The sequence below is a fragment of the Bradyrhizobium sp. genome, assembly GCF_028868675.1.
Lineage (GTDB): Bacteria > Pseudomonadota > Alphaproteobacteria > Rhizobiales > Xanthobacteraceae > Bradyrhizobium.
This window is the reverse complement of the sequence record NZ_JAGWUA010000183.1, coordinates 1-9564: the sequence shown is the minus strand read 5'-3', so window position 1 is coordinate 9564 and position 9564 is coordinate 1. Positions and strand designations below refer to the sequence as shown.

The following is a 9564-nucleotide window of genomic DNA, read 5'->3' as shown; positions in this document are numbered from 1 at the left end:
CCCATGGCGTCGCGGTGGAGGGCCCGGGCCGATGGGTGGTGCTGGCCGGTCAGACCGGCGGCGACGACAAGGGCGACTATGCGCCGGACATGGCGGCGCAGGTGGCCACGGCGCTGAAGCGAATCGTCAAGCTGCTGGCGGAGGCGAATGCCGGGCCGGAACACATCGTGCGATTGACCTGGTACCTGACCAGCCGCAGCGAATACGAGGCGGCGGGCGCCGGCATCGGCGCCGCCTGGAAGGAGACGCTCGGGCGCAATTTCCCGCCGTCGACCCTGCTCTATATCGGCGGGCTGGTCGATGCGCGGGCAAAGGTCGAGATCGAGGTCACGGCCTTTGTACCCGGCTGAGCGACGCGCGAAAACGAGACGACGCTAGCGCGACATCGAGATGTTGGCGGCGCGAAACTGGCTGTCGGCCCGCATCGCCACCGATTGCCTGTTGCCGCTCGTCCGCAGCGCAATATTGGCGTTGAAACCGGCGGCGCTGGCCACCACCTCGAAGTTCCCGCCGCCGCCGCGGCCCTGCAAGCTGCCGCTGATGTTGCGGCTGGCCTCGCTCCACGTCCCGGTAATGGCGCTGCCCGCCGCCTGGACGTTGGCCGAGAGAATGAACTTGTAGGCGTCGCTCGCGCAGGTCAGCGTCATCTCCATCGCCGGACCGTAGGGAGCGTATTTGGCCCGGCAACGGATCCGTTCGGTCGATCCGTCCTCGAGGTTGACGGTTCCACCGCCGCTCCAGTTGCCGGCCAAGGGCGCGAATGGGCCCGATTGTGCGTGGCTCGGTGCGCCCGAAAGCGATGTTGCAAACAAAACGGCGGCCACCAGGGACAGCCGCCGCATCAGCGTGCGCGCTACTGTTGAATTATTGGCGCGATGCTTCCCACCGCCCGCTGCACGGTATGCCTGCCGATGCTCCATTCCACTTTCCCGATCCGGCGTTGCCGCTGAGTTGACCGTTGGCATATGCACCATTGATTGAAACGCGCACAAGACCCTCGCGGCCGATGCTGCCGGACACGTTGGCGCCCGCTGCGGAGATCTTGCCATCGGCGACCGTCAGCATCGAGCTTGCGGTCGGCTCGCAGCTGCCGGTGTAGGTCTTGATGGTGACCTGCCAGTTGCCGTCATAGGGGCTCTGGGCGAAGGTGGGCGTGACGAGGGCGCCGGTAAAGATCGAAGCAGCAGTGATCAACGCAATGCGATCGAAACGCATGAATTCTGTCCTCGGATATGTCTGAGATGTTGACGCTTATTCGAGGCAAATGTGACCGAAATTTGCTGCGTGGCCAAAAAGAAAATAAGTCTTTTGAGACAATGGTTTATTTGTAGCACTGAGCGCGTTTTCAGAGCTGAAAACGAGCGATTCGGCTGCCTTTTGAGGTTAATCCGGCCAAAGTGTGAATCGACCCAGCTCTCTCAGTGGGAGAGGTTCGGCGCCGAGGTCGCGAATTCCTCGTCCTGGGGCTTGGCCGGCAGCGCCTTGTGGACCTTGACGTAGTCGATGACCTCGGCGAGCAGCTTCTGCCCGAGCGGGGCCAGTGCACGCTCCCACAATTGCCGTGCCGTCTCGCCCTTCTTCACGAAGCACCAGTCCTGCGCGGCGATTGCGCCCGCGTCCATGCGGTCGGCGAGGTGATAGACCGTGCCGCCGGCGATCGGGTCGCCCTCCTTGATGGTCCATTCGACCGCAGCCATGCCGCGGTGACGCGGCAGAAGCGAGGGGTGGTAGCCGATGCCGCCGAGCCTGGCTGCGGCCAACGCCTCCTTGGCGACGCGGGCGTGGCTATGCGCCGTGATGATCAGGTCGGTGTCGGGCGCGATCTCGGAGGCCACCACGAGCTTCGGGTTGGCCTGGACCACCGCCTCGATGCCGGCGGCGCGGGCAGTGGCGGCCAGGCGATCCTCGCCATCGGCGACCACGACCCGGACGACGTCGACGCCGTGCTGACGGAGCATGTTCAGGGTGGTCACGCCGAAATGGCGGGAGCCGACAAGGGTAATGCGCATGGGTCCACATCCGTCTCGCAAGTGCGGTGTCACCCGATAACACGTCGGGACGGGCTGTCACCCCCTGTCGGCGGCTTGCAGGGGTTATCAACAATGCGTCGCACGCGGGCCGATCGAAACCCGGCCCGATCCGTGGCGTCCGGTCGTGGCCGGCGCGCTGATCGGGGTGATCAGATCGGTCGTGGCGTACGTGCAGGAGAAATGAGGCGCTCCATTGCGCCGCGCATTCCTTCGCTGCGTCTGCCTGCGTCAGCGAGCAGCGTCCACGCAGTTCGGATCGCGGGAGTAACGAGTTTTCAACCGGCCTGGCGTATCGACGAATCCGTCGCGGATTTGTATTGCGTACCGCGACGCCAATCCTCACCCGCCGGCATCACACCCGGCGGGTTTTGTTTCTGGAATGCAACGAGATGTCGCGCGCGATCGAGCAAATCGTCGAGACCTACGTGAAATTGAAGAACCGCCGTGGCCTGGAGGAACTGATGCTGCACCGGCAGCGCCTCGCGGTCGACCTGAAGGGACGGTCCGGCTACGATTTCAGCCTGCCGATCGGCCAGATCGAAGAGGAGATCGCGATCATTGAGGCGGGATTGGTCCGACTGAGATCGACGGAGCCGGCCGCGGCCTCGGCGTGAAATCCTTCGGCTCCCGGCCAAATCATCAGCACACATCCGTTCCGGATGTCAGGGCGGATCGAAACAATAGACCACGCCATTATTGGCCCGGATGCAGGCGTCCGCCAGCGCGTCGGTGATGCGATCTCCGAGCAGCGGCCCGAACAGCAGGTAGAGCGTGCCTGCCACAATGGCCGCCATGGCCAATCCATAGCCGGCAAACCGAACGAACGAGACTTGCATCTGGACTGCGCGCCGCTCTGCGGGCGGCACCATGCCGCCCGTTCTGCCGCTCCACCCTATCAAGCGATGCGGCGTTCCGCCAATTCGCGCAGGCGGCTCCGTTGCACAAGAGGAAATCTCATATTGCCCAGGTCTTAATCCGTCCGGCCGCCGTCGATCACCGTGAACAGCGGTCGCGCCTGGGTCGGTTCGACGAGCAGTTCCTCGACCAAAGCCGAGGCCGCCTCGACATATTTCCGGGTCGGCCTGTCGAGCGGACGCCGGGCTTCATCCTCGAGCGCGATCTTTGCAGCCTCGACCAGCTTGCGCATCCGCCCGGACGACTCGTCCGTGGCCGTCAGCGTCGCCCTGGCCAGCGAGCGCAGGACGAAGAGTTCGCCTTCCAGTCGCAGGAGGCGATCGTTGAGCTTGGCAAGGACGGCATTGAGATCCGGCATCGGGGGCGATCGGGAATCGGGAGTGCCGATCTAACCGCCGACCGATGAACAGATCGGAAATGCGCAAGCCGCAGCTGTCGGGTCTTGCACGTGCCGGCCGCGGCCGTTTTCGAGCCCGGCTTCCGACAAAAAATCCGGCGCCGTCATATATGATCCGAAAGATGAAGACGGACAGTTAAGTACTTGCTGCTTAACTGAGAACGGTCACGGCCGCCCGTGACCGGGCGGCCGAGTGCCGTGCCATCAGCCTACCCCAGGGTATGCGTGCTCGGCCGCTCCATCTAGCAATGCCCGGCGGCGGACGCAAACGGCACGCGGGCAACTCCGACGGCTGCACGCGCGGCCGCTCGCAGGCTCGGAACGAGCCGCGGACGGTCAGTGCCGCTGCATGTGAACAAGAGCGGCCGGTCGCGCTGGCGCGTCCCCGATCAGGAGTCCCGAACAAGCACGAGAGGATCGTCTTTGGTTGATATTTGCAATTGGTCAATATCGCTGAGCCATCGGGGTCTCGCGGACTTCCGGAACGGAATCATCGACCGGCGCAATTGACGCCCCCGCATTGGTTTGAGAAGATTATTTTTTTCGCGGCAGGCGGGGGCTGTTTTTTGGAAGTGTAGTCCCGGTTGGGGACTGCGCCTAGCGAAGACAATCGTCTTTAAGAAAATCTTGGCGAACGGCGCAGGCCCACGGTGCTGACGAGCTCGAAATATCGAGCGCGGCTCGGCGCAGGAAGATGCTCCGGTTGGGCGCCGGCCGCGCGATAGCGTGGTCGATGGCAATAGGTCAGCTTGCGCTACCCGAGCGCGTCGAGGGCGGCTCCTGTTTTGATAGCAAAGATTGTCCGGGTTGAAGTTTTGTGTTTTTGAACGTTGAGAGTTGTTTCAATGAATCCGAGATCAATTCTGCTCGCTGCCGGGGGAGCGCTTCTTGGCGTTCACGCAGCCAATGCAGTGGAGTTGGTCCAGAACGGTAGGTTCGCCAGCGGCAATTTTGCGGATTGGGTGCTGTTCACGACCGCAAACGGCACCACGGGCAATCCGAGCGTCGTATCGTACGACGTCACGGGAGCGGGCGCGCAGAATGCCGCAAAGTTCGATGTTGGCCAGAACACCTTCCGCACCGGACAGCAGGGCGGGGGTCTGTATCAGTACGTTGCGACGAGCGCTGGTCTGATCGACTTCTCGGCATCGCTCGCTTCATACAGAAGCACGGGCAACCTTTCCGGAGGCGTATTCGAGGCACTTCTCGACGATGTGGTGATGGCAACCTGGGATTCCGGCCCGACTGATGGCACCATTCGTCGAGATACCCTGACGTTTGCGACCAGCACGACGGCGGGCAGCCACAAGCTGGAAATCCTCATCACCCGGCCGTGGCTAGCTTGCGATGACGGATGCACGCCGAATGAATATGTGACCAACGTTTCCTTGACCCAGGTCGGAGATGTCCCGGAGCTCTCCACGTGGGCAATGATGCTCCTCGGTTCCTGCGGACTCGGCTTCTTCGCCTATCGCCGCAAGGTGCCTGGCACTATCCAATCGCATCCACAATAGCCGTTCGAACCCGGAACCCCGTAATCGACCGAGGCTGGCTGTGCAGGCCAAGCGCTCGAGCCGCTAACGTGGAATTAATCCCGAAAACGCACAATTGGAGACAGTTGTAGATGGGTGCTGCGTAGAGGAGCCGTCGCGAGGACGTTCCGGCGAACAGCTACCTTTTGCTCGCTCGTTTGAGGTCAATGCACGTGACCACGACATCAGTAGCGTACAGCGAGGTCGAACTCCTCGACCCCGCAGCACTCGCAGCCGCAGCCTCCGAACCCGCAGCCTCCGAACCCGCAGCCTCCGAAGCTGCGGTACCGAGCAAGCAGTCCAGCCGGAAATCGGTCCTGGCGCTGTCGGTATGCGCCTTGGCCATCAATGGCTCGGCGGCCATCTATACGTCGCCGTCTGATTTTCGGTTGCCGGATGTCGGCAGTTTGGCCGAATTGCTTCCGCGCCAGAAAGCGCCCGCGCCAAGACCGGACCCTGTTGTCGCCGCTTTGAAGGATATTCAGGCGGCCCAGCAGCAACATGCTGCTTCGCTGCAGGAGAACAATCAGGCATTGCAGCAAAACACGGCCCTGCTGCAGCAGGACTCAACTCTCTTCGCGTCCCTGCGACAGAGCATCACGGATGAGCGGGTCGACGTGAAGAAGATATCCGCGCAGCTCTCTACGCTCATCGCGAAGGTCAGCTCGCTGCAAGACGTCATGATGTCGGACGTCACGTCCTCCATTCGAAAGGCGCATGCTCGCTATCGACTATCCGTGGTGATCCGCAAACGGATGGCCCGGCAATCGAGACCGGTAGGACCTGTTTCGGTCGGTGGAGCTCCCCTGAGCATGCCGGCGGCGACGTCCGCCCCGGAGAGTTGAAGGCGAAAGTCGCCGAGCCTGGCCTCATTCGGCGCTGATGACGGGACCGATCGGCTCCCATGTCTTGCCATCGAAGCGAACCATCTGCAGTTGGCCGTAGCCGGCGTAGTTGTCTGCCGTGATTGTGAGCGTGATGCCGGGCAAAAGCAGCGGAACCGCGACGTTGTTCTGGCGGGTGACGACCTTCATCAGATTCTCCCGCGTGAGATTATCGCCGCACTCGGTAAGGACCTTCACGGTCATCCAGGCCGACCCGTAGCCGGTTCCGAGCGAGGCGTCGTCCGGATTTTCGCCAGGCATCCATTCCTTCACGAAAGCGAGAAATTCCTTCATGTCCGGCGCATCCTTCCAGCGCGGGTCCGACGCTACCTTTCCGGCGATGGCGGTGACGAGGCCTGTGGAATTCTCGATGCCCGCCGGCTCGAGCGCGGATTTGATGGAGCTTGACACGCTGGCGATGAGGAAGAGCGGCTTCCAATTCAACTCGCCGGCCTTCTTGATCGCCTGAGCGCCGAATTTCGGGGTCGTGATCGCGTACAGCACGTCGGCACCCGAGACCTTCAACGCGACCAATTGCGAATCGAGCGTCGGATCGGTGACTTCGTAAGATTTTTCGATCACGACCTGCGCGACCTTGTTGCCGAGCCCTTCCTTGAAGCCCTTGACGTAGTCTTTCCCGAAATCGTCGTTCTGATAGAGGATCGCGATCTTGCCGTCCGGCTTCGTCTGGACGACATACTTGCCGGCGACGCGTCCTTCCATCTGGTAGCTCGGATAGAGCGGCAGCGTCCATGGGAAGGTCCGCGGATCGTTCCACTTGGCAGCCCCGGTTGACACGAACAGATGCGGCATTTTCTTCTGGTTCAGGTATTTGTGGATCGCGGTATTGGTCGGGGTGCCGAGCGAGCCGAAATTGGCGAAGATCTCGTCCTGTTCGACCAGCTTGCGTGTCTGCTCAACCGTCTTCGGCGGAGAATAGGCGTCGTCATAGGTGATGAAGTTGATCTTGCGCCCGTTCACTCCGCCTTTGGCGTTGATCATCTTGTAATAGGCGGTTTCCGCGCGCCCCTGTGACGAGTAGGCGGAAGCCGGTCCGGAATAAGGCATGGTATTGCCGATCTTGATCTCGGTATCGGTGACGCCCGTATCGTATGCCTTCTGCGCGTATGCGGTCCCCGCCAGAGCCAGCGACACAGCCACAAATGCGGCAATACATTGAAAGCGCATCCCTTCGTCTCCCCCCACTTGTTGTTGGCTTGATCTTTCCGATCATGATCTTTGACGGATGCCATCCTATGCACTCGCTCGCTGCGAAGGCAATATCAGCGGCGTGCGGCGAGACCCACCTGCGATTGCGACTGACTCTTGTCTTGCGTCTCATAGCCGGCCGCGCCGGTTTGCATGGTCGCAATCAGTCCAAGAATCTGAGGGTGGTGTACGGCCTGAGATAAATTTTGAAACGCTGGCACATGAACCCGCATCTCTCGACATCCGCGCCAACTTCCATGGTGGGTCATGTGTGGACGGTGCCTTGGCAAGGACTTTCTGACGTTTCGATCGTCCGCTTCGGCGAAGAGTCAGGCAAGACTCCGGCTGTTCAGATAGGCACGTTCGGAGATGTCGCTCCAGTCCATGATCAAGGTGCGAAACTGCTGGTAGCTCGCGTAAACTTTTTTGGAAATTGCATCGCCGGAACCAGCCTGTGCAACCACGCCTTTGCTGATCTCGTGCAGCGCTTTCAGAACAGCGTCATCAAATTTGATGATTTTGACCTTGCCTTCGTCCCGGAGCTTGCGAAGCGATATCGCATTGTTGGCATTGAACTCGGCCAGCGAGCGCGTATATTCGGCGGCCGCGCAAGTCTCGAAAAGTCGCCGGTCGCCTGCATCGAAGCTGTCCCACACCCGTCTATTGATCCCGAGCGTATGAGCAGTCCCCGGCTCGTGGAAACCTGGATAGTAGTAATAGTTAGCCACTTGGTGCAGCCCGGTGGCCATGTCGATCCAGGGCCCAATCCATTCGCTTGCATCGATGGCGCCGGATTTGAGGGACGGTGCAATTTCGCCGCCCGGCAGACTGACGACGATTGCGCCCAGCCGCCGCAGGATTTCGCCGCCAAGTCCCGGCATCCGGTAGCGCAGCCCCTTGAAGCGTTCGAGCGAGCTGATCTCATGATTGAACCAGCCGCCCATCTGAGTCCCGGTGCTGAGGAAATGGAACGGCTTGATGTTGAATTGACCACTGAGTTCGTCCCACAATTCCTGACCGCCACCGTAGCGCACCCAGGCGGACAGCTCGTCGGCGGTGAAGCCAAATGGCACGCCGCAATAGAAGTCGAGCGCCATTGATCTATTTTCAAAATAGCCGTCATACGAGTGATACATGTCGGCGACGCCTGCAGACACGGCATCAAATGTCTCGAACGCACGGACCATGGCGTTGGCAGGAAACACCTCGATGGTGATCCGGCCCTTCGACGCTTCGCCGACAGTCCGGGCGAAATGATGGGCCGTGGAGATCAGACCTGGCATGTCCTCGGGCCAGTCAGTCACCATGGTCAGCTTTCGGTTTCCCTGCGCGATCGCAGGAGCCGAAAAGCCGGCGGCAACGAGTCCTGCCAGAGCATCCCGTCGCCTCATTGGCATCCCCCAAAGGTCGAGAGCAGAGGTTAGACCGCCGTACCGCGTTGTGATAATGTAACACATGGTTCGGCGGCTGGGTACACGGTGGAATCCGGGGGTGCGGGCACGACTCCTGCTTGCGTTCTTCGGTATCAGCGCCTTTGCCGTGCTGGCAGCCGCTGCCGGCATTTATGCCTTCCGACATGTCGGCCAACGGATTGCTTTGGTCGACGCGAGCGTCCCCCCTACGCTGACCTCGCTCGAGCTGTCGCGTTCGGCCGAACGCATTATCGCGGCGGCGCCGGCGCTTCTCACGGCGACCGACCGCACACGACGCGACGAAGTCATCGGAAAACTCAATGCCGAAACGGACCACTTGAACAAGAAGCTGCTGGATTTGAAGCATGATCGGGCAGAGCTTGTCGCGCTCCTTGAGATCGAACCGCTCATTGTATCGCTGACAGCCAATCTGACGGAGCTCAAGGATTTGGTGGCGCGTCGGCTCGATACAAATGAGCGCATCGGGACGCTGCGTGGGCAGCTCATTCAAACGAGCGATGCGACCCAGCGGCTGCTCGGGCCGTGGCTGTCGATCATGGACGGCCAGATATCGGGTCTGCTCCTGGCGCTTCAAACGAACGAGGCCCCGCGGCTGCCCGCCTTGATCCGGTTGCAGCGTTCGACTCAGAGCGCGCAGCAACAATTCTCAGCCGCCGTCGATGCGCTGATCGAAGCCTCGACCACTGAGCAGCCGCAGCGTCTCAACGTGCTCTCTTTCGAGGTAGGTCGCACCCTGCGCGATCTCGACGCCACCGCAGCGAAGCTCGATCCCAAGCTCACGCCATTATTCCTGGAACAGGTTGCGAGGCTCCGCGAATTTGCCGAGGGCTCAAACTCGATTCCGCAAGCGCGCAAGCATGAACTTGGACTGGTTGCCGATGGCGAAAAGCGTCTCGCCGAGAATGTCGATCTGTCGAAAAAGCTGGTGGCGGCGGTTGACCAGCTCGCAAGTGCGGCGAAACAGGACATCGCCGACGCGACCAGCGATGCGCTCTCCGTACAGCGCACGAGCACACGCGTGCTGCTCGCGCTCGTTAGTCTGAGCCTGCTGACCTCTGTCCTGATCGTTTGGCTTTATGTCGGCCGCAACATCGTGCATCGCCTGACCCGGCTCAGCGAAGGCACGCTCGCGATTGCGGGCGGCAGTCTCCATGCACCGGTCGC

11 protein-coding genes and 1 pseudogene are annotated in these 9564 nt (G+C 61.4%); 5 read left to right on the top strand and 7 right to left on the bottom strand.

Annotated features, from left to right (window positions below):
• Positions 1 to 350: RidA family protein (locus KGM94_RS20055; protein ID WP_300263316.1), on the top strand; the 350-nt coding region annotated here is incomplete at its 5' end.
• 24 nt (positions 351 to 374) lie between these two features.
• Here the strand turns inward: KGM94_RS20055 and KGM94_RS20050 are convergent.
• From KGM94_RS20050 to KGM94_RS20040, 3 genes are all read right to left on the bottom strand, one after another.
• Entirely contained in the window at positions 375 to 920 is a 546-nt protein-coding gene (locus KGM94_RS20050; RefSeq protein WP_300263315.1) for a hypothetical protein, read from the bottom strand.
• Complete coding sequence (locus KGM94_RS20045; RefSeq protein WP_300263313.1) at positions 865 to 1215, bottom strand: hypothetical protein; 351 nt, start codon at positions 1213 to 1215, stop codon at positions 865 to 867. The genes KGM94_RS20050 and KGM94_RS20045 overlap by 56 nt, the downstream gene beginning before the upstream one ends.
• A gap of 203 nt (positions 1216 to 1418) precedes the next feature.
• On the bottom strand, positions 1419 to 2009 hold the full coding sequence (locus KGM94_RS20040; RefSeq protein ID WP_300263311.1) for a formyltransferase family protein: 591 nt from the start codon (positions 2007 to 2009) through the stop codon (positions 1419 to 1421).
• A 410-nt stretch (positions 2010 to 2419) separates the two neighbouring features.
• Here KGM94_RS20040 and KGM94_RS20035 point away from each other — a divergent pair, with 410 nt between their 5' ends.
• The gene (locus KGM94_RS20035; RefSeq protein WP_300263310.1) at positions 2420 to 2644 is read left to right on the top strand and encodes a hypothetical protein; all 225 of its coding nucleotides are present in this window, start codon (positions 2420 to 2422) and stop codon (positions 2642 to 2644) included.
• A 48-nt stretch (positions 2645 to 2692) separates the two neighbouring features.
• Here KGM94_RS20035 and KGM94_RS20030 read toward each other — a convergent pair whose 3' ends face one another.
• A complete protein-coding gene (locus KGM94_RS20030; RefSeq protein WP_300263307.1) occupies positions 2693 to 2824 on the bottom strand; it encodes a hypothetical protein in 132 nt (43 codons plus the stop codon).
• Between the two features lie 176 nt (positions 2825 to 3000).
• Positions 3001 to 3303, bottom strand: a complete 303-nt coding sequence (locus KGM94_RS20025; protein WP_300263305.1) for a hypothetical protein — start codon at positions 3301 to 3303, stop codon at positions 3001 to 3003.
• An 884-nt stretch (positions 3304 to 4187) separates the two neighbouring features.
• On the opposite strand from KGM94_RS20025, the gene KGM94_RS20020 reads away from it, so the two are divergent.
• Positions 4188 to 4856 (top strand): hypothetical protein, encoded by a 669-nt coding sequence (locus tag KGM94_RS20020; protein ID WP_300263303.1) that lies wholly within the window; start codon positions 4188 to 4190, stop codon positions 4854 to 4856.
• A 185-nt stretch (positions 4857 to 5041) separates the two neighbouring features.
• Positions 5042 to 5719, top strand: a complete 678-nt coding sequence (locus tag KGM94_RS20015) for a hypothetical protein (RefSeq protein WP_300263302.1) — start codon at positions 5042 to 5044, stop codon at positions 5717 to 5719.
• 24 nt (positions 5720 to 5743) lie between these two features.
• Here the strand turns inward: KGM94_RS20015 and KGM94_RS20010 are convergent, their stop codons facing one another.
• Together KGM94_RS20010 and KGM94_RS20005 are read right to left on the bottom strand one after the other, a co-directional pair.
• Positions 5744 to 6946, bottom strand: coding sequence for an ABC transporter substrate-binding protein (locus tag KGM94_RS20010; RefSeq protein WP_300263300.1), 1203 nt, complete (start codon positions 6944 to 6946; stop codon positions 5744 to 5746).
• Positions 6947 to 7296: 350 nt separating this feature from the next.
• Positions 7297 to 8358, bottom strand: coding sequence for a TRAP transporter substrate-binding protein (locus KGM94_RS20005; RefSeq protein ID WP_300263298.1), 1062 nt, complete (start codon positions 8356 to 8358; stop codon positions 7297 to 7299).
• A 100-nt stretch (positions 8359 to 8458) separates the two neighbouring features.
• Here KGM94_RS20005 and KGM94_RS20000 point away from each other — a divergent pair.
• Positions 8459 to 9564: pseudogene (locus KGM94_RS20000) on the top strand (guanylyl cyclase); the annotation flags it as partial.